20 protein-coding genes, 1 pseudogene and 1 riboswitch are annotated in these 18819 nt (G+C 30.1%); of the genes and pseudogenes, 2 read left to right on the forward strand and 19 right to left on the reverse strand.

What is annotated here, in order from left to right:
- Window positions 1-115: 115 nt before the first annotated feature.
- The 10 genes and pseudogenes from thiC to sdaAB all read right to left on the reverse strand — a co-directional run bounded on the left by thiC (window position 116) and on the right by sdaAB (window position 9433).
- Complete coding sequence (gene thiC / locus CLPUN_RS01805) at window positions 116-1444, reverse strand: phosphomethylpyrimidine synthase ThiC (protein WP_077845668.1); 1329 nt, start codon at window positions 1442-1444, stop codon at window positions 116-118.
- 131 nt (window positions 1445-1575) lie between these two features.
- Complete coding sequence (gene thiD, locus CLPUN_RS01810; protein WP_077845669.1) at window positions 1576-2376, reverse strand: bifunctional hydroxymethylpyrimidine kinase/phosphomethylpyrimidine kinase; 801 nt, start codon at window positions 2374-2376, stop codon at window positions 1576-1578.
- Window positions 2377-2618: 242 nt separating this feature from the next.
- Complete coding sequence (thiW, locus tag CLPUN_RS01815) at window positions 2619-3158, reverse strand: energy coupling factor transporter S component ThiW (protein WP_077845670.1); 540 nt, start codon at window positions 3156-3158, stop codon at window positions 2619-2621.
- A 153-nt stretch (window positions 3159-3311) separates the two neighbouring features.
- Window positions 3312-3422, reverse strand: a riboswitch (TPP riboswitch).
- A 100-nt stretch (window positions 3423-3522) separates the two neighbouring features.
- Entirely contained in the window at window positions 3523-4470 is a 948-nt protein-coding gene (locus tag CLPUN_RS01820; RefSeq protein ID WP_077845671.1) for an alpha/beta fold hydrolase, read from the reverse strand.
- A 160-nt stretch (window positions 4471-4630) separates the two neighbouring features.
- Window positions 4631-4837, reverse strand: coding sequence for a hypothetical protein (locus CLPUN_RS01825; protein WP_077845672.1), 207 nt, complete (start codon window positions 4835-4837; stop codon window positions 4631-4633).
- A 159-nt stretch (window positions 4838-4996) separates the two neighbouring features.
- Window positions 4997-6175 carry a 4Fe-4S binding protein gene (locus tag CLPUN_RS01830; RefSeq protein ID WP_077845673.1) on the reverse strand — a complete coding sequence of 393 codons (1179 nt, stop codon included), beginning with the start codon at window positions 6173-6175 and terminating at the stop codon, window positions 4997-4999.
- Window positions 6176-6336: 161 nt separating this feature from the next.
- A complete protein-coding gene (locus tag CLPUN_RS01835) occupies window positions 6337-7392 on the reverse strand; it encodes an FAD:protein FMN transferase (RefSeq protein ID WP_077845741.1) in 1056 nt (351 codons plus the stop codon).
- A 147-nt stretch (window positions 7393-7539) separates the two neighbouring features.
- Window positions 7540-7716, reverse strand: a pseudogene (locus tag CLPUN_RS01840) (ATP-binding protein); the annotation flags it as partial.
- Between the two features lie 47 nt (window positions 7717-7763).
- Window positions 7764-8639: an L-serine ammonia-lyase, iron-sulfur-dependent, subunit alpha gene (gene sdaAA / locus CLPUN_RS01845; RefSeq protein WP_077845674.1), complete on the reverse strand. Its 876-nt coding sequence runs from the start codon at window positions 8637-8639 to the stop codon at window positions 7764-7766.
- Between the two features lie 116 nt (window positions 8640-8755).
- Window positions 8756-9433, reverse strand: a complete 678-nt coding sequence (sdaAB, locus tag CLPUN_RS01850) for an L-serine ammonia-lyase, iron-sulfur-dependent subunit beta (RefSeq protein ID WP_077845675.1) — start codon at window positions 9431-9433, stop codon at window positions 8756-8758.
- A gap of 407 nt (window positions 9434-9840) precedes the next feature.
- On the opposite strand from sdaAB, the gene CLPUN_RS01855 reads away from it, so the two are divergent.
- Both CLPUN_RS01855 and CLPUN_RS01860 read left to right on the forward strand, forming a co-directional pair.
- Entirely contained in the window at window positions 9841-10230 is a 390-nt protein-coding gene (locus CLPUN_RS01855; protein ID WP_077845676.1) for a NusG domain II-containing protein, read from the forward strand.
- A 10-nt stretch (window positions 10231-10240) separates the two neighbouring features.
- On the forward strand, window positions 10241-10795 hold the full coding sequence (locus CLPUN_RS01860; RefSeq protein ID WP_077845677.1) for a Gx transporter family protein: 555 nt from the start codon (window positions 10241-10243) through the stop codon (window positions 10793-10795).
- Between the two features lie 114 nt (window positions 10796-10909).
- Here the strand turns inward: CLPUN_RS01860 and CLPUN_RS01865 are convergent, their stop codons facing one another.
- The 9 genes from CLPUN_RS01865 to rhaM all read right to left on the reverse strand — a co-directional run bounded on the left by CLPUN_RS01865 (window position 10910) and on the right by rhaM (window position 18772).
- Window positions 10910-11959, reverse strand: a complete 1050-nt coding sequence (locus CLPUN_RS01865; protein ID WP_077845678.1) for an FAD:protein FMN transferase — start codon at window positions 11957-11959, stop codon at window positions 10910-10912.
- A 261-nt stretch (window positions 11960-12220) separates the two neighbouring features.
- Window positions 12221-13072, reverse strand: coding sequence for an RnfABCDGE type electron transport complex subunit B (gene rnfB / locus CLPUN_RS01870; RefSeq protein WP_077845679.1), 852 nt, complete (start codon window positions 13070-13072; stop codon window positions 12221-12223).
- A gap of 117 nt (window positions 13073-13189) precedes the next feature.
- Window positions 13190-13765, reverse strand: a complete 576-nt coding sequence (locus CLPUN_RS01875) for an electron transport complex protein RnfA (protein ID WP_077845742.1) — start codon at window positions 13763-13765, stop codon at window positions 13190-13192.
- 8 nt (window positions 13766-13773) lie between these two features.
- Window positions 13774-14397: an electron transport complex subunit RsxE gene (gene rsxE / locus CLPUN_RS01880; protein ID WP_077845680.1), complete on the reverse strand. Its 624-nt coding sequence runs from the start codon at window positions 14395-14397 to the stop codon at window positions 13774-13776.
- A gap of 1 nt (window position 14398) precedes the next feature.
- The gene (locus CLPUN_RS01885) at window positions 14399-14968 is read right to left on the reverse strand and encodes an RnfABCDGE type electron transport complex subunit G (RefSeq protein WP_077845681.1); all 570 of its coding nucleotides are present in this window, start codon (window positions 14966-14968) and stop codon (window positions 14399-14401) included.
- A gap of 4 nt (window positions 14969-14972) precedes the next feature.
- Window positions 14973-16025, reverse strand: a complete 1053-nt coding sequence (locus tag CLPUN_RS01890) for an RnfABCDGE type electron transport complex subunit D (RefSeq protein WP_077845682.1) — start codon at window positions 16023-16025, stop codon at window positions 14973-14975.
- Between the two features lie 16 nt (window positions 16026-16041).
- On the reverse strand, window positions 16042-17358 hold the full coding sequence (gene rsxC, locus CLPUN_RS01895; RefSeq protein ID WP_077845683.1) for an electron transport complex subunit RsxC: 1317 nt from the start codon (window positions 17356-17358) through the stop codon (window positions 16042-16044).
- Between the two features lie 195 nt (window positions 17359-17553).
- Complete coding sequence (locus CLPUN_RS01900) at window positions 17554-17964, reverse strand: SoxR reducing system RseC family protein (protein ID WP_077845684.1); 411 nt, start codon at window positions 17962-17964, stop codon at window positions 17554-17556.
- Between the two features lie 490 nt (window positions 17965-18454).
- Window positions 18455-18772: an L-rhamnose mutarotase gene (gene rhaM, locus CLPUN_RS01905; RefSeq protein WP_077845685.1), complete on the reverse strand. Its 318-nt coding sequence runs from the start codon at window positions 18770-18772 to the stop codon at window positions 18455-18457.
- Between the last annotated feature and the right edge of the window lie 47 nt (window positions 18773-18819).

Raw genomic sequence — 18819 nt, forward strand, 5'->3', positions numbered from 1 at the left:
AGATGTAAAATCTCCAAGATTGAAAATTTTACACTTTACAATATAAAGTTGAAAGCTTATAGCTTTCTATTTTTTGAAAAGCTATAGACATTTCTTTGATTACTTTCTAAGCATTTTAAAATAAACCTTCTTTTACTTCTTGTTCCAATAACTCTACTTTTTCACCTTTTAATATTCTATTAGTTGTTCTTACTGCACACATTTTTCCACACATAGAACAGCTATGTTGATCTTCTGGTGGTATACTTTCAAAATATTCTCTAGCTTTCTTACCATCAATAGCAATGTTGAACATTTCTTCCCAATCAAGTTTTTGACGAGCATCTGCCATAGCATTGTCTCTATCTCTTGCTCCTGGAAGTCCATTAGCTATATCTGCTGCATGTGCTGCAATCTTTGATGCTATAATCCCTTCTTTAACATCTGATAAATCTGGAAGTCTTAAATGTTCAGCTGGTGTTACATAACAAAGGAAATTTGCTCCATGTGTTGCTGCAATAGCTCCACCAATAGCTGAGGTAATATGATCATATCCTGGAGCAATGTCAGTAACTAAAGGTCCTAATACATAAAATGGCGCACCATGGCATAATCTTTTTTCAATTTGCATGTTAGCAGCAATTTCATTCATAGCCATATGTCCAGGTCCTTCAATCATAACTTGAACATCCTTTGCCCAAGCCCTCTTTGTGAGTAAACCTAATTCTATAAGTTCTGTAATTTGACCCGCATCAGTTGAATCATCAATACAACCTGGTCTCATTGCATCTCCAAGACTTATTGTCACATCGCATTCTCTTAGGATTTCAAGTAATTCATCATAATATTCATAAAATGGATTTTCATTTCCTGTCATTTCCATCCATGCAAATAATAACGATCCTCCACGAGATACAATATTTAATCTTCTCTTATCTTCTTTAAATAATTCAACTGTTCTTTTATTTATTCCAGCATGAATAGTGACAAAATCAACTCCAACTTTAGCATGAGCTCTAACCACATCAAGAAAGTCTTCTGCCTTTATATTTAAAAGATCTTTTTCAAGATACCCTATTGCATCATACATTGGAACCGTACCTATAATAGCTGGAGAATATTCTATAAGCTTTTCTCTAAACTCTTGAGTCTTTCCATAATTACTTAAATCCATTATGGCCTCAGCCCCAAAATCAATTGCCATTTTTACTTTTTCCATTTCTCTGCAATAGTCAACAGAATCTCCTGAAATACCTAAGTTTACATTTATCTTTGTTTTAAGTCCATCACCAATACCTTCTGGACTAAGTGATTTATGATTAATATTGGCTGGAATAACTACCTTACCTTCTGCTACAAGTTTCATTAATTTTTCTTCTGAAATATTTTCTTTCTTAGCTACTACTTTCATTTCTTTAGTAACTACACCTTTTTTAGCTGCTTCTATTTGTGTTTTATAATTCATTTCTTTCTTCCCCCATTTTTGTATCAAAATATAAAATTAGATTTTTCTCTTATCACTAGATATTTTTCAAAAACATCTTTTTTTAAGAAAAGCCTTGCTTTTTTTGCTTTAATTCTTAATTGTTAACTATTTTAAATTCCTGCTTTCTTATAAAGCTCATAAAAATGATTAGTAGGTCCAACACCTTTTCCAAGATTAAAACCATGTTCAATCGCAATAGTTATATATCTCTTCCCCTCTCTCACCGCTTCTTCCATACTCATATTTTTAGCAAGATTAGCTGCTATAGCAGATGATAAAGTACATCCTGTTCCATGAGTATGAGTTGTATTAATTCTTTCTTGTGGTAATACTATAAATTCTTTACCATCAAACAATAAATCTGTAGCTTCGCCCTCTAAATGACCACCTTTAATTAAAACAGCCTTGGGACCAAGATCTTTAAGCTTTAATGAAGCCTCTTTCATTTCCTCTAGAGTTTTTATTTCTATTCCTAAGATTTCTTCTGCTTCTGGTAAATTAGGAGTGATTAATGTCGCTAAAGGAAATAATTCATTCACTAAAGTATCCTTTGCATCCTTTGATAATAAATTAAATCCACTTTTTGAGATCATAACTGGATCTAAAACTATTTGAGGCAGTTTTTCAACTTTTTTTAAAGCTTTTGCTATTGCTTTAATAGATGAAATTTGTGATACCATGCCTATTTTAATAGCATCAACTCTAATATCTTCAAAAATAACATCAATTTGTCCCTCAATTATTTCTGGATTTATATCTTGAATTCCAAAAACTCCAATAGTATTTTGAACCGTTACAGCTGTGATAACACTCATTCCATAAACTCCATTAGCTGAAAAAGACTTTAAATCAGCTTGGATTCCCGCACCCCCACAAGTATCTGATCCTGCGATAGTTAATGCTCTAAACATAAAATCATCCTTTCTTCCTAACATATATGTTGCAAAATTATACTTTCATAAATTTTTTACCAAAGTACTTAAGTCCATCTAAATTTCTAATTGCAACATATATACAATAAAATTTAATCTTTAATATATAAATATATTTATTAATAGTTTCTGGTAGTTCTCGTTATTATGTATTATTATTTTTACATTTGAATACATATAGTTTGCTTATTTCTTAATAATATATAATCCAATCTTCATATTTAAATTGTGTTAGTATTTTTAGAATCTTTATCATTAATAGGCGACTCATTATTTATTAATGTCTTCGTTATTATAGGAATTTTCACAAAGAAATATGCTATAACGGCTCCAAAACTGCAACTCATTGTAAATGGAATTATGTATGCAACAAATGCTACTTCTTTACCTAAAAGTAGTGTTGCTACTGGATAAGCCAGTAATGCTCCAAGTACCCCTGTTCCAATCACTTCACCTAATACAGCTATTATTGGCTTTCTAATTTTCCTATAAAGAATTCCTGCCACAAGTGCACCTGCCATACTTCCTGGAAATGCTAATAAACTTCCTGTTCCCATAATATTTCTTATAATTGATGTAGCTAATGCATTTAAAACTGCATAGACTGGTCCAAGTGTTATTGCCCCTACTACATTCACAAAATGTTGTATTGGTGATATTTTTGCTCCTCCAATTGGTATTGAAAATGTTCCAAAAATAACTGCAATACCAATTAATACACCGCTTAGTGCGATTTTTTGTGCTTTACTTTTCTCTTTCATTTAAAGTCTTCCCCCTTAAAATTAATAGAATAACTACTGCCTTGACTTGCGAAATTATAACCTGACTAGGTTTAAAAAGTTAAAATTAAATTATTTTTACGCAAAAAAATGTATCCCTAAGGGATACATCAATAAATCATGCATAAACAATAAAACGATATTAATATACTTCCCTACGTTGGTATTAACCAAATCAGGTTATAAGAGTCTAGGAAATCAATCTTTCCAATCTCAGCCAAAATATTAGCTCCCCTAGTTATTCAATTTTAAATTTATCTTTTATAATATTAAGAATATAACATTAATTTTAAACCGTCAAGGATAACATAATTTTAATTAAAATATAATTTCATAATTTGATTAACTACTTTATATTGATTTTATTAATAAAATTCTTAATTTGATTATTTACAAATTCAGGATTACTTCTGTAAACATAATGTGTTGAATTTGGAACAACAACTCTTTGGGAAAATTTACTATTAGAAATCATATTAATAACACCATTTTCCCATATTTGATCAACTTCTTTGCCCATTTCTGTTTCAGAAGCTTGCAAATATAAAATTGGAATATTATTTAAACTTTTCAAATCTTTTTCACATTGTAATCCACCAATTAATATTTCATCTGCATTCCCATCAGGGTCACTAAATTGATCCGTATAGTTTTTTGCTAAATCTGGCATGTTATCTTTTTCCCACTTATATAACTCTCTATTTAACGCTGGAAATGTTCCATCTAACATTATAATTCCAGCTAACTCCGCCTTATACATTTTTGCAAATTCTATTGCTGTGAAACTACCTACAGAATGTGCTACTAATACATAAGGCTTTTTAAATTTAGCTTCTCTTAATAGATCATGTAAATTTATTGCTTTGTCTCTAGGAGTTTTATATTGTCCATTAAAACAGTTTTGATTATATTTTATATTACCTCCATCAAGAACTGTCTGCTCCTGTTCCTTAGTTAAGCTTGGCATATTTCCTATATCACTACTTTTCCCAAGACCGAATCTATCATATGCGATTGTTGTTGCATACTTAGCAGCTGCATCTTGAATGCCATTCCAAGTATCCTGATTTTCCTCTGATACAAGTGCATCTTCATATCCAGTTTCAAAAACTACTGAAGGTCCATTTTCTCCAATTTGTCTAGTATTTATGATTCCATTATGTGTTTTTATAAGCTTAGTTTCATATGCATATGCATATATTGTAGGTATAATTCCTAAATATAACACCATACAAACTAAAAATAATGTTAATTTGTTCATTCTAAACTTTAAATTACTCGTGATTTTATTCATTTTACACCTCTGTTATATATTTTATATGATTCAATTATTATATATTTTTGTAATAATAATTTCAATGTGTAAAAAAATATAAAATTCACCTTTTTTTACTTATTCCTTACTTTTTAACTTAAGATTCTAACTTATACGCATTTTATTAAAATTGTATTTTCTACTTATTTTTCACTAACACATAATATTTACCATATCTTTTGACAGGTTTTATTACTTGAAAACCATTAATAAATTCTCCTATGATTTGATCTTTAGCAACTTCGATTAAAATATTATCTTTCTTTGCTTTAACTCTCTTTACCGGAATTATTGTTGTCTTATAATTTGAATTAGCTTTACTTCTAGTTTTATTTTTGCTTGGCATTTATCTCATACTCCTGTAATATTATAAATCTTTAAATTATTATATTAACAAATTCTACAAATGTTCTCTTTAAATTACTTTAATTTAATTTAAGGTATAAAAAACAACCACTTTCAATGAATCTATCTCATTGTAAAGTGATTATCTTAAAGAGTTTTATTATTTTGCTTGATTTAAAGCATTTGCTACTGCACTCATTATTCCCTTTGAACTATAAGTAGCTCCTGAAACTGTATCCACTAATGTTGATTGTTTTGAAATTATGCTTTTTGTTACACCATCTCCTGCTTTTTCATAATATTGACGATCATCTCCATATGATAAAGTTTCTATCTTAATTATTTTTCCATCAGCTATAGTAACTGAAACTTTTGTTGTTCTTCCTTTAAACCCTATACCGCTTCCTGTATAGGTTCCATCTTTATACTCTGCTGCACTGTTTAGAGCTGTACTGCTAGAAATGCCAGTTTGGTTTGAAATTACACCTGAATTAGTTAAAGCATTTGCACCAAAATTTGATAATCCATAAACTCCAAGTATTGTAGCCATTGCTACAGAACCTGCTAGATTTTGATTTACATCTTGTCCAAGTATATTTACATTAGCATTACTTCTAGGACATACTTCTGTACATTTTAAACAGTTTATACAATCTCCACCACGAACTTCATCTACTTTATATAGGTTTAATCCCATTGAACAATTTATTGTACAAGCTCTACATTTTCCACAATCAGCTTTAGGCTTATTAATTTTTACTATTCCAATCTTTGAAATTATAGAAAATATTGCTCCTAAAGGACATAAATATCTACAGAAAAATCTTTCAATGAAAGCAGCTCCTATAGTAATTAAAACTAAAAGTATTAATCCAATAAGCAAACTAGAAAAAATATTAGATATATCAGTTATTTGTCCAAAAGCATCCCATGGACTTGTACTCTCTAAAATACTGCTTCCTATTGTCCAAGAAATAATTATTATAAGTACTAATATTACATATTTTGCATATTTTAATATTGAGTCAACTTTTTCATCTACTTTGAATTTGCTCTTAAATATTTTTTTTGATATAAAATACACTAAATCATTATATGCTCCAAATGCACATAACCATCCACAAAACCATCTTCCCATTACTATTGTTAAAACCATAACTGCTGTAAATTCCACTAAACTTGGAAATGCCTGAATAAAGTTAAAATTCCCTTTAATGATAATTTGATAAACTGTTTTTACTTCACTAAAAGTCATTGCATATAATCCAGGTAATGTTAAAAACAAAATAAATTGTATAACATGCCTCAAAACCTGTGATTTTTTTATTTTCTTATTCATCTTTATTGCTCCTTTTTAATCGTTAAATTATAAAAAATCTTAAAATAAAAATTCGTATGTCGGACGGAATATAAACATCATATTTGTTTTCCAAAGCTTAACTAATCTATGTGAAAGTAAGACTTTATCCTTATATAATATTCAGCTTCTGCCTTAATATCTTAACTGTTAACTGAAGTGAATTCCTCATCTGTTAATGTAAAAATATTTTTATCAATCCCTGATGTTGTATATACATTTTTATCTTCAGTTATAAATATTGCATCTATTCCTTCTATTTCTTCTATAATTTTCAAGGATTTATCTATGTCAAGAATATATGCTCCTGTTGATAATCCATCTCCATCAATTGAATTATCTGATATAATAGTTGCACTTATAATTTTACTTTGTGATGGATATCCTGTTTGAGGATCTATTATATGGTGAAATCTTTCTCCATCTTTAATAAAATATCTTTCATAATTTCCTGATGTAACTACTGATTTATTTTTTACACTTAATATTCCAACGAATTCTCCTCTAGATTCAAATGGATTTTGAATGCCAATTCTCCAAGGAGTTCCATCTTCCTTACTTCCAAGAGCAAAAATATTACCACCAAGATCAATTAGAGCACTTTTTATATTATATTTATAGAAAATATCTCTTACTTCATCAGCTGCAAATCCTTTAGCTATTCCTCCAACATCCAATGCCTGATTTTTATTTTTTAGCATTATTTTATGATTACTTTCATCCAAAATAACATCATTATAATTTACATACCTTAAAGCTTCTTCTATTTTAAGTTTCTCAGGAACTATTTCTTTATTAGCACCTATATTCCAAAGCTTTACTAAAGGTCTTATTGTTGGGTCAAAAGCTCCCTCTAATATTCTGCTATATTCAACTGCCTTTTTTACTACAAAATAAGTATCTTTACTTACAGATTCTATACCAAATCCTGCCTTAGAATTTATTTTTGATATATAACTTTTCTCTTTAAATACCGACATTTTATTATCAATGTTATTTAATCTTTCAATTGCTTTATTTATTGCCTTCTCAGCCTTATTTCCAAATGCCTTTAAATTTATTACTGTTCCTAAAACATAACTGCTTTTTGCAGCTTCTATTTTTTCACGCTTTCCACTAATAAATATAAAAATTAAAATCATTCCTACTATAATTGTGATTATTAATAATTGAATGCTTATAGCACTTATATTAATCACCTCCAAAAAATATATGCTTATAAATCCACTGTTTGAATTATAACAAGTGATTCTGAATACACCCTTAACTTAAGCTTAGAATTTGCTGAGAAAATAGATAAAATTAAAAGAGACCATCTCATTTACTGAAATAATCTCTACTAAAAATTACTTTGCTAATTTTAGATATAGAAAAAATGTTGTTCCAACATTCACTTCACTTTCTACATGAATTTTACCACTATTACTATCTATTATTGATTTTACTATAGAAAGCCCTAATCCATAACATCCCTGCTCCCTAGATCTATGTGCTTCTCCTCTAAAAAATCTATCATATATTTTTTTTTGCACCTCGTTTATTCTAACTATAATATTTAATATCAAAGTTCTTATTTTCCAAAAACCTTTTCCTTAAGTTTTAAACCTTCCTTGGTTGTTGCTACTCCTCCTAAGGCTGTTTCCCTAAGTGATGGTGGCAAGCATTTCCCTACCTTATACATTGCACTTACGGCATCATCAAATGGAATCTTAGATGCAACACCTGCCATTACCATATCAACTGCACAAAGAGCAGTTATAGCTCCTTGGGCATTTCTCTTAGCACAAGGTATTTCAACAAGTCCTGCAACAGGGTCGCATACAAGGCCTAAAACATTTTTAAGTATTATTGCTGCTGCATCTAAACTCATTTCAGGAGTTCCTCCCATCATTTCAACGGCTGCTGCTGCTCCCATGGCTGAAGCTGATCCACATTCTGCCTGACATCCACCTTCTGCCCCAGATAATGTAGCATTTAACCCAATAATAATTCCAACAGCTGAAGCTGCTAATAATCCCTTTAAAAGACCAGCTTCATCTAATTCAAGTTTTTTTCCAACTGATAAAATGACCGCTGGCAATATACCACATGAACCAGCTGTTGGACATGCCACTATCTTTCCCATAGAAGCATTAACTTCTGATGAGGAAAGTGCCATTGCCATCGCAAGGTTTGTTACATCACCTGTTAGAGTTTTTCCTTCTTTAGCATAATTATATAATTTAAAAGCATCTCCACCTATTAATCCACTAACAGAATAAACCTCTTTTTCCATTCCTTCATTTGCTGCTGAAATCATAACTTTTAAAATTTTTTTCATCTTTTCTATAACTTCATCTCTTGTTAAGCCTTTTTCCTCTACTTCACATCTTATTGCATATTCACTTAATGAAATTTTATGTTTTTTACATATTTCTAATAATTCTACTCCAGTTTTTGCTAACATAAACACTATTCCACCTTTCCTAACTCTTATTGATTAACAATTAACTTATTAGTATTCTCAATTCAAATTCAACTGTTAAAACTGTTCTTTCCACCCATAAATATATTTTGCACTTATTAACTGATTTTAGCTGGACTTATTGAAATCACATTATATACCAATCCTAATTTTTTAATATTTTCTATTATTTCATCATTAACCTTATTATCCATTTCAAAAATCATTGTAGCTTCTTGCCCTTTATGATTTCTAAAAACTCTCATAAATGCTACATTTATATTTTCACTATAAAGAATACTTGTTACACTATTAATAACACCTGGAGCATCTTTATGAGTTACTATTAAAGTTTCATATATTCCAGTGAAATCAACTTCATTATCATTAACTTCTATAATTTGAATACTCCCTCCGCCAATAGATGAACCCATTACCTCACAATATTTGTTATCTATTGTTCTCATAACAAATTTCACAGTATTAGGATGAACATCTCCCAAATCAGCTTCCTTAAACAAAAATTTAATATTCGATTTTTTTGCTATATCTAGAGAATCTCTTAATCTTTCATCGCTGGGTTCCATGCCTAAAATTCCAGCTACTAAAGCTCTATCTGTTCCATGCCCCTTATATGTTTTTGCAAAGGAACCATGAAGTAAAAAAGTTACCTCTACTATGTTTCCGCCCGCTATACTCCCTGCAATTTTTCCAAGCCTTGCTGCTCCCGCTGTATGTGAACTTGACGGACCTATCATAATAGGTCCTAAAATATCAAAAACTCCTATGCCTTTCATTTCTACCCCTCTTTCTTACAACGTTAATATGTAAATACATCACTAATTTGTTTATTTCATTTATATTAAATCACAACATTGCAAATTTTAATATATAAAAGTTATAAATTAAAGTTATATAGTATAATATATATATTTTTTAGTCTATATCATTAATTTGGATTTCTTTGGTATATATTTATTGCGCTTAATTTTATGTAATGATACTATTTAATTATATATGTGCAAAAATAGTCTACCTTAAAACTTATTATTGTCATTTAATTTTGTTTATTTATTAAAATTATAATATATATTTTTTTTCAATAAACAAACTACATATACCATTTACTGTATACACCTTTGATGCAGCAAATTAATTAGAATTTATATATAGTATAAAAATTAAGATAAAAGAAGGAACTAATATGTTTAAAAAGTGGGATATAATTATAATCATTTCATTAATATGTTTATCTTTTACTCCTGAATTAGTTTTTGGAGTTATGATGGGCAAAAATTACAATGGAACTTATGCAGAAGTAACCTTGGACGGTAAACCTTATAAAAAAATACTCTTATCAGAGCATAGAGGAGAAGAAGAGATAGAAGTTAAAACAAAATATGGATATAATACAATTGAGCTAAAAGATACTTCCATTAGAATAATAGATTCAGACTGCCCTGATGAAATTTGTGTAAAATCAGGCTTTATATCAAAACCTGGTGACCTTTTAGTTTGTCTTCCACATAAATTAGTGATTGAAATTAAAAGTAACAATAATGAAAAAGATATTGATATTATTCCAGTACATTGAGGTGAATTAAATGAAAAAAACATTTCGAATAGTCTTTATAGGTCTTTTAGTATCACAAGCTTTAGCTCTTTATTCAGTTGAAAGTATGATTCCTGTACCATTTATTGCACCTGGCGCAAAGCTTGGATTAGCAAATTTAATTACAATTGTAGCATTATATACACTAGATAACAAAAAAGATGTTTTTTTAGTGATAATACTAAGACTTTTCTTAGCAACTATGATAGGTGGAAGCCTCTCTACTTTTATGTACAGTGTTGCTGGTGCAATTCTCAGTTATTGTGCAATGATACTTGTTAAGGAGCTTTTTAAAGATAAGGTAAGTATAATAGGCGTAAGTGCAGCTGGTGCTTTCTTTCATAATGTTGGACAATTAATTATAGCTTCTGCTATGGTTGAAAATATTGCTATAATGCTTTATTTACCTCTCTTATCAATTGCAGGTATCGGGACAGGAATTTTTATTGGCATTACAGCAAATTTTATAGTTAGACATCTTTCTAAATTACATTACTTTAGGAATTTAAATATAAGTGAATTAAACTTTAAAAATAATGCAAAATAATTTAAAACCTCACTATAAATTAAATTTACAGCGAGGTTTTATTTACGAAAAATATTAAATCAAGTCTTATCGAGAGATAAATATTACCTAAGTATAAATTTCTCCTAGGTACTTCTAATTTGCAAAATCAAAATCTTTATTTAGTTTTGTAATCCTATCCTTAAAACCATCTGATGTATAAACCTTATGGTCTGCTGTTGTAATTTCGCAAGACACTTTATACATACTATTGATTAATTTTAATCCCTTCTCTGGTCCCAGTGTAAAAACTGTTGTAGTAAGAATATCCGCCAACATTCCATTATCTTCAAGTTCTCCATCTATTACTATAGTGTCACTCATAACACCATTGTCTACTGGATAACCTGTCTTTGGATCTATAATATGATGATATCTTTTATTGTCTTTTATAAAGCATCTTTCATAATCACCAGAGGTAGATAATGATTCATTTGATAGCTTAATTATCCCCATATATTCATTAGGATCTTCATTTCTAGGATGTTTAATTCCAACTGCCCAATCATTCTTATCTTTATTTTTTCCAATAGCATAAATAGAACTTGATCCTAAATTAATAAGTCCATTTTCAATTTTATACTTTTTATAAATTTTTAATACTTCATCAGCAGCTAACCCCTTAGCTACTCCACCTAAATCTATGGCCATACCTTCCTTTTGAAGCATAATACTACTGTCATTTTCATTAACACTAATTTTATCATATCCTACGAGTGGAAGTTTCTCTTTAATTTCTTCATCTGAAGGTAATCTTTCATTTTCTGTACCTATTCCCCATAAATTCATTATTGGACCTAAGGTAATATCAAAGGCTCCATTACTTATTTTAGAATACTCTATCGAAGCTTTTATCATCTTTAAAATTTCAGGATGAACTTTTACATAACTCTTTCCTGAAGCATCATTTATTTTAAAAACATCACTAGTGCTGATATTTGCACTTGCCATCTCATCAAGTTCATCTAATTTTTTGAAACTCTCTTCTACTGCTTCCTTTGAATTTTCTCCATAAGCATTTAATGTTACTGCCGTATCCATTACTATATTAGTTTTTTCATAGTATTGATTTTTACTGTTTGTGCATGAAATGCAAATTAGAATAATTGAAATACACCCTATTAATAGATAAATAATCTTTTTCATACGTTCACTCCAATCTTTTAGAAATAAAAAATAAATCTAAAAGATTTTCCCTGTAATATAGTTATTAAATCGCTAATTACTTAGGGTAAGTAATCTTTTAGATTTATTATTTTCCTATTATAAATATTTAAAATTACAACCTAATTTCCATTAATTTAATAATATATATGTTGCAAAAATAATTACATAAAAACTAAGTATAGTCGTTTAGATTTTTTGAAGAATTAAAATTGCAACATATATAAATTTAAATCCTGTCCATTAAACAGTAGCCTTTAAATTAATTGCATTTCCATGAGCTTGTTTCTGCGCAGCCATTTTAATTGCCCCTGTTGGACATTTTGCTAAACATGTTGCTTCATGACATTTTTCACTACATATCTTTGTATTCACTACTGCAAGATTATTTTTAATTTCAATAGCTCCATAAGAACAATTCTTTCCACAGATACCACAACCTATGCAAGCTGCGGTGCAAAGTTTTCTTGCAATTGCTCCTTTATCTTTAGAATTACAATTCACTCTTACCATTGCATTGGCTGGCATCATTTGTATTACCATCTTTGGACATGCACCTTCACAGGCTCCACAGCCAGTACACTTTTTCTCATTAACAATTGGTAATCCATTTTCCCCCATAGTCATGGCACCAAAATTACAGACATTTACACAATTACCAAAACCAACACATCCATTTTTACAGCCTTTAGGACCACCTTGAATCAAACTTGCTGCTGTACAATCTTTTATTCCCTTGTACTCATAACTTAAAACAGCTTTATCTATTGATCCTTTACATCTAACATGAGCTATTCTTGGTTCTACCTGCTCTGCTACTTTTCCTGTAATTTCTGCCACTGCTTTTGCAATAGCATCTTTACCAGGCACACATAAATTAGGTGGAACTTCTGGATTTAAAACTACAGCTTCTGCATAAGCTGCACATCCTGCATAACCACAAGCACCACATTGTCCCTTAGGAAGAACATCCTCAACAACATGGATAAGTGGATTTACTTCTATTGAAAACTTTTTATTTGCATATGCAAGAATAAAGCCAAAAACTGTTCCAATTCCTGCCATTACCACCAAAATCATTATCGCGGTATACATAATTTAATCCATCTCCTTAATTAAGCATATTCAAAATAAAACTCCTATGCTCCATATTTGACATTTTTAATTTTTAATGAGCCTAAAACTTATCATTCTAAATTAAAACATCACTTATTATATCATTCCTGAAAATCCAAGAAATGCTAATGATAACATCCCTGCTACAATAAATGCCACTCCAGTTCCTTGTAAAGCCTTAGGTACATTGGCATATGCTAATTTTTCTCTTAAACTTGCCATAAGTATTAAAGCAAGTGCAAATCCCATACCAGACCCTATTGCAAAAACTATACTCATTCCAAATGGATAATTAGATTCCACGCTTAAGATCGGAACTGATAATACTATACAATTTGTTGCAATTAAAACAAGATATATTCCCCACATATTATATAATGCAGGTGCTTGTTTCTTTATTATAAGCTCCAATAACTGCACAAAACTTGCTATAAGAACTACAAAAACTATTGTTTTTAAGAATGTCAATCCAAATGGCACAAGTATAAAATAATATACTACCCATGCAAGTATTGAACTAAGTGTTATAACAGAAGTAACTGCCATCCCCATTCCTAAAGATGCATTTAGACTTTTAGAGACTCCAAAAAATATGCAAAGACCTAAAAATCTTGTTAATACAAAGTTATTTACGATTACCGAACCTATAAACAGTGTTAAATATTCTTGAATTCCAGTCATTATGATTCACTCCTTTCTAATTGTTTACCTTCCTTACGCGTATTATAAAGTTTAATAGCTCCCATCATATAGCCAATTAAAATAAATGCACCTGGAGGCAAAATCATAATTAAGGCTGGGTTATACCAACTGCCTAATACTTGAAATCCTAAAATTGTTCCGTTACCAAGGATTTCTCTTATAAGACCTATAGAAACCATAGCTATAGTAAAGCCACATCCCATACCAAGTCCATCAAAAAATGATGGAACAATCTTGTTCTTTGATGCAAATACTTCTGCTCTTGCTAGTATTATTGCAAATACTACTATTAATGATAAATATAACCCTAACTCTTTATATAACGCTGGTGCAAAAGCTTTTAATACAAGCTCTACAACTGTTACTATAGTTGCAATTGAAGTTATATAAACTGGTACTCTAACCTTCTCATTTACAAGCTTTCTAGTTAAAGATACAACTACATTATTAGCTGTAATAACAAATAATACTGATAAACCCATGGTTAATGCAGTTTTAACTGAGGTTGTAACAGCTAAAGCTGGACAAAGACTTAAAGATAATATAAATATTGGATTTTCATCAAATAAACCTTTATAAAAAATTTTCCATAATTCCTTCATATTATTTACCTCCTGTAAACTGCACTACTGTTTCTGCTGCTTCTTTAATACCTTTGGTTACAGCTCTAGATGAAATAGTTGCTCCTGTCATTGCTTGAATATTTTCTTTATTTGAAGGGTCTTTTACTACTATTAAATCATCTATCTTTTTCCCTTTAAATTGGCTTTTAAAAGGTTCCTTTGCAGCATTATCTCCAAGACCTGGCGTCTCATTAGCAGATAATATATTATAATCAATTATCTTTCCATCTGGTGTAGCAGCTACAAGCATTTTAATGGCTCCACCATATCCCTTAGTTTCACTAGGAACTACATAAGCTATCACTTTACCGCCTTTTTCCGCTGCAAACCACTCTGATTTACCTTGTACCTCTTTAAATGATTCTGCATCAGTTACTAATTCCTTCATCGCTTGTTGTTTTGTCATTTCATTTTTTTCTACTGCAATAGGTGCTGTCACAAAATATACTAGTCCTATTATTACTCCAGAAACTAAACAAGCTAATATTAAATTTACTGCTACTTTAAAAATAGATTCCTCTTTATTAACGTGTGCATGTGTATCTGACATTTTATTACCCCCTTGCCCCAAATCTCTTTGGTTTTATTAGACGGTCTATTAGTGGTGTTACAGCATTCATTAATAAAATTGAATAACAAACACCTTCTGGATATCCACCTTTTAATCTAATTATTACAGTTATTATTCCAGCTCCTACTGCGAAAATTACTTGCCCTTTCATTGTTATAGGAATTGTTACCATATCTGTTGCCATAAAAAAGGCTCCAAGTATTAAACCACCAGCCATCATATGAAATAATGGATCTCCACTAAATAAACCTGCTGGTCCAAAAATCCAAGTAAGTACTCCTACTGTTCCAATCATTAAAACAGGAATCTGCCAATTTATATATCTCTTATATAAAAGATATGCTCCTCCAATAATAAGTAATATAGTTGAAGTTTCTCCTAAACTCCCATTTCTTGTTCCAATAAACATTGCCTTGTACATTTCTACATTACTTCCAAAAGTCTCAACTAATTTTTCATACCCTTGCTGCTTTAATATGTTTAATGGTGTTGCACTAGTCACAACGTCTACTGAGGTTTTTAAGCTTGTCCAAGTTGTCATGGCAACTGGCCAAGACACCATTAATGCTGCTCTTCCAATATGAGCAGGATTAAAAATGTTAAATCCAAGTCCTCCCATAGAATGTTTAGCTATTACAATTGCTATAAATGAACCAATTACTATCATATAAGGTGGAAGGCTTGGTGAAACTGACATGGCTAATAAAAGACCTGTTAAAAATGCACTTCCATCAAATGCTGTAATCTTTTTTTTCTGAACCTTTTGAACTAAATATTCCGCTCCAACTGCTGATACTACGCCTAATACTATATTTATTAAAGCAGGAAAACCAAAATAAAATATAGAAAAAATAGCTGCTGGCGCTAGTGCTATATTTACATTCCACATTATCTTTGAAATTGATTCATCACAGCGGATATGTGGTGAGGCTGAAACAGTAAAAGTACTTTGGTTAACATCAATTCCCTTAGATTTAATGTTTTGTACTTTGCTGTCTTGGACTTTGTTTTCCTGTATTATATTTTCAGAACTCATTTTTATCCCTTCTCTCCTATTTCTTTGCTAATTTTGCATTTTGTGCTTTTGAATATTTTATATATTGTACAATATTACGTTTTGCTGGACACGTATAAACACAGCTTCCGCATTCTATACAACTTAATAAATCGTATTCTTCTTTAGCTTCCTTATATCTATGACGTTCTCCTAATATGCTTAACATACTTGGTACTAACCCCATAGGACATGCATTAACACATCTTCCACATCTAATGCAAGGACCTTCTTCACCTGAATTTACAACCTCGCTACTTAAACCCAATATACCAGATACACCTTTCATTATAGGTACGTCTAAGGTAAATTGAGCAAATCCCATCATTGGCCCTCCCATAATTATTTTTTCAGGAGTTTTACTAAACCCTCCACAATAATCTATTGCTTCCTTGAAGCTTGTTCCAATTCTTAACAATAAATTTTTAGGTTCCTTAATTGCATCTCCTGAAACTGTAGTAACTCTTTCTATTAATGGAATTCCTTTAACTACAGCATCATAAATTGCAATTGTAGTACCAACATTTTGCACTACAACCCCAACGTCCATAGGTAGTCCACCCGATGGAACTTCGCGATCAGTAAGTACTTTTATCAGCATTTTTTCTGCACCTTGAGGATATTTTGTAGGTAAAGCTACTACTTCAACAGAAGTTCCTTTAAAAGCCTCTGTCATTACTTTTACAGCTTCTGGTTTATTATCTTCTATTCCTACAAAGCATTTATTAACACCAAGTAATTTCATTACTATTTTAACTCCAGTAACCATACGTTCAGTATACTCAAGCATCATTCTATAATCTGCTGTTAAGTAAGGCTCACACTCTGCCGCATTTACAATAAAAGTATCAATTTTTTTATCCTTATTAGGAGACAGCTTAATATGAGTAGGAAAAGTAGCCCCGCCAAGTCCAACTATCCCTGCTTCTTTAATAATATTTCTAATTTCATCTGCATTTAAATTTTGCCATTCACGATTTACTGGAAGCCCTTCAACCCATTCATCTAATCCATCATTTTTAATAACAACGGATAAGCATTTAACTAATGAAGCATGTGGCATTTCTGTAATACTAACAACCTCTCCAGAAATTGACGCATGTATTGGACTATGCATAAACGCTTCACTTTTAGCTATAATTTGTCCCTTTTTTACCTTGTCACCAACCTTAACTATAGTTTCACAATGAGCTCCTATATGCTGGCTCACTGGAATAATTACAGTGGAAGGCAATGGTGGAATTTCAATTGCTTGACTAGAGGTATACCCTTTGCTGTCTTTAGGATGAATCCCTCCGAGAAAATGTTTTAACATTACAATCACCTCTTAAGTTTATAAAAATATATAAATAATTTAATTAACTATGTAACCATTCTAAAAAATTGAGTCCTATAAGTTTGATTTTGACTTTTATTAATTATAAATAACTTTTCTTTAAATAATAAATTTCATAAATTAGAATTTGTACATAAAAAATACTAGCAATTACTCTAAAATAAACTGTAATTACTATAAAATACGAATAATTTCCGGCTTTGATTTTTCACTTGCAGTAGCTGCTTTATCGAATAATTTTACAAATATTATAGATAATAAGAAAGTAATTATTCCACCTGCTATTTGAAAAATATGTGTGTCAGCTCCAATATATCTGCCTATCTCACCCCCTACCAACACACCAACAAATATAGCAATTAATGGTAGAATAAAAACAACAAAAGCACCTCTTAAAACATTCACCTCCTTAACATCAAAAACTACACGCTGTCCTACTATTGCTCCAATTTTATTATTTGCGCTTATAATAACACTGTCATTACCTGGACAAGCACCACAGTTACTGCAGTCATTATGTCTGCCTACTTTGATTTTAGCGACATTATCACTTGCCTCAATCACTATACCTTGTTCTGTTTTCATTTTTATCAATCTCCTTAAAACCATTCTTAAACTTATTCCACTTGTATAGAATAGTTACTGTAAGATATTACAAGTTAAGGTCGTATTTAGTACTTCTCTTCTATTATAAACTTCTAATCTTTGGTTTTAAAGGATAGCTATTTTTTTAACAATGTTATTTGATAAGGTTTTCACTTTTCAAAAAATTCTATAACTTTCCATATAATAAAGAAGTTCCTAATTCAAGCAACTACTGGTTAAATTAGGAACTTTTCTATTATATTTTTTATACAAATATAGCATCTATTAACGTTTTTTCCCTCTTTCTGTAAACGTATTAATTTTCTTATTTTTAAAAAAAATATTATAAATTCTTTCATATACTGAGCTATTATGGTCTTCATTGTTAATAATTAGACATTTAAATTCCTCAGCTATTCCATAAAAAATTGAAACCAAAAGATTAGAATTTTAAATTTAGTTTCCACTTTTTAATTAGTTTTAAATTTTCTTATTTCAAATAAAACATAGGATCCAAATCAATTGAAACTGGACTATTATCTTCATTAGTTTCCATTATATCGGCCATATACTTCCACCATCTTTTACAAATTTCAGTTTCTGAGCTTTTATTCCATAAAGTTTCATCTTCCAATTCTATAAATCCATATAAATATTTAGTTTCTTTATCTAAATAGATTGAATAATTGCTTCCTCCATACTCATGAATCATATTTTTCATTTCTTCCCATAGATTTTCATGTCTCTTTTTATATTCATCTTCAAAACCATCGTAAATTTTCATTTTAAAACATTTTCTTAATTTCATTTTATCGCTCCTTTTCTAGCCACAATATCCAAGTAATTTTCATGTAT

This window comes from Clostridium puniceum, from assembly GCF_002006345.1.
GTDB classification, from domain to species: domain Bacteria; phylum Bacillota; class Clostridia; order Clostridiales; family Clostridiaceae; genus Clostridium; species Clostridium puniceum.

Coding starts and splice junctions, on each gene's coding strand:
- thiC (WP_077845668.1), bottom strand. CDS start 1,444: ATGAATTATAAAACACAAATAGAAGCAGCTAAAAAAGGTGTAGTTACT.
- thiD (WP_077845669.1), bottom strand. CDS start 2,376: ATGTTTAGAGCATTAACTATCGCAGGATCAGATACTTGTGGGGGTGCG.
- thiW (WP_077845670.1), bottom strand. CDS start 3,158: ATGAAAGAGAAAAGTAAAGCACAAAAAATCGCACTAAGCGGTGTATTA.
- CLPUN_RS01820 (WP_077845671.1), bottom strand. CDS start 4,470: ATGAATAAAATCACGAGTAATTTAAAGTTTAGAATGAACAAATTAACA.
- CLPUN_RS01825 (WP_077845672.1), bottom strand. CDS start 4,837: ATGCCAAGCAAAAATAAAACTAGAAGTAAAGCTAATTCAAATTATAAG.
- CLPUN_RS01830 (WP_077845673.1), bottom strand. CDS start 6,175: ATGAATAAGAAAATAAAAAAATCACAGGTTTTGAGGCATGTTATACAA.
- sdaAA (WP_077845674.1), bottom strand. CDS start 8,639: ATGTTAGCAAAAACTGGAGTAGAATTATTAGAAATATGTAAAAAACAT.
- sdaAB (WP_077845675.1), bottom strand. CDS start 9,433: ATGAAAGGCATAGGAGTTTTTGATATTTTAGGACCTATTATGATAGGT.
- CLPUN_RS01855 (WP_077845676.1), top strand. CDS start 9,841: ATGTTTAAAAAGTGGGATATAATTATAATCATTTCATTAATATGTTTA.
- CLPUN_RS01860 (WP_077845677.1), top strand. CDS start 10,241: ATGAAAAAAACATTTCGAATAGTCTTTATAGGTCTTTTAGTATCACAA.
- CLPUN_RS01865 (WP_077845678.1), bottom strand. CDS start 11,959: ATGAAAAAGATTATTTATCTATTAATAGGGTGTATTTCAATTATTCTA.
- rnfB (WP_077845679.1), bottom strand. CDS start 13,072: ATGTATACCGCGATAATGATTTTGGTGGTAATGGCAGGAATTGGAACA.
- rsxE (WP_077845680.1), bottom strand. CDS start 14,397: ATGAAGGAATTATGGAAAATTTTTTATAAAGGTTTATTTGATGAAAAT.
- CLPUN_RS01885 (WP_077845681.1), bottom strand. CDS start 14,968: ATGTCAGATACACATGCACACGTTAATAAAGAGGAATCTATTTTTAAA.
- CLPUN_RS01890 (WP_077845682.1), bottom strand. CDS start 16,025: ATGAGTTCTGAAAATATAATACAGGAAAACAAAGTCCAAGACAGCAAA.
- rsxC (WP_077845683.1), bottom strand. CDS start 17,358: ATGTTAAAACATTTTCTCGGAGGGATTCATCCTAAAGACAGCAAAGGG.
- CLPUN_RS01900 (WP_077845684.1), bottom strand. CDS start 17,964: ATGAAAACAGAACAAGGTATAGTGATTGAGGCAAGTGATAATGTCGCT.
- rhaM (WP_077845685.1), bottom strand. CDS start 18,772: ATGAAATTAAGAAAATGTTTTAAAATGAAAATTTACGATGGTTTTGAA.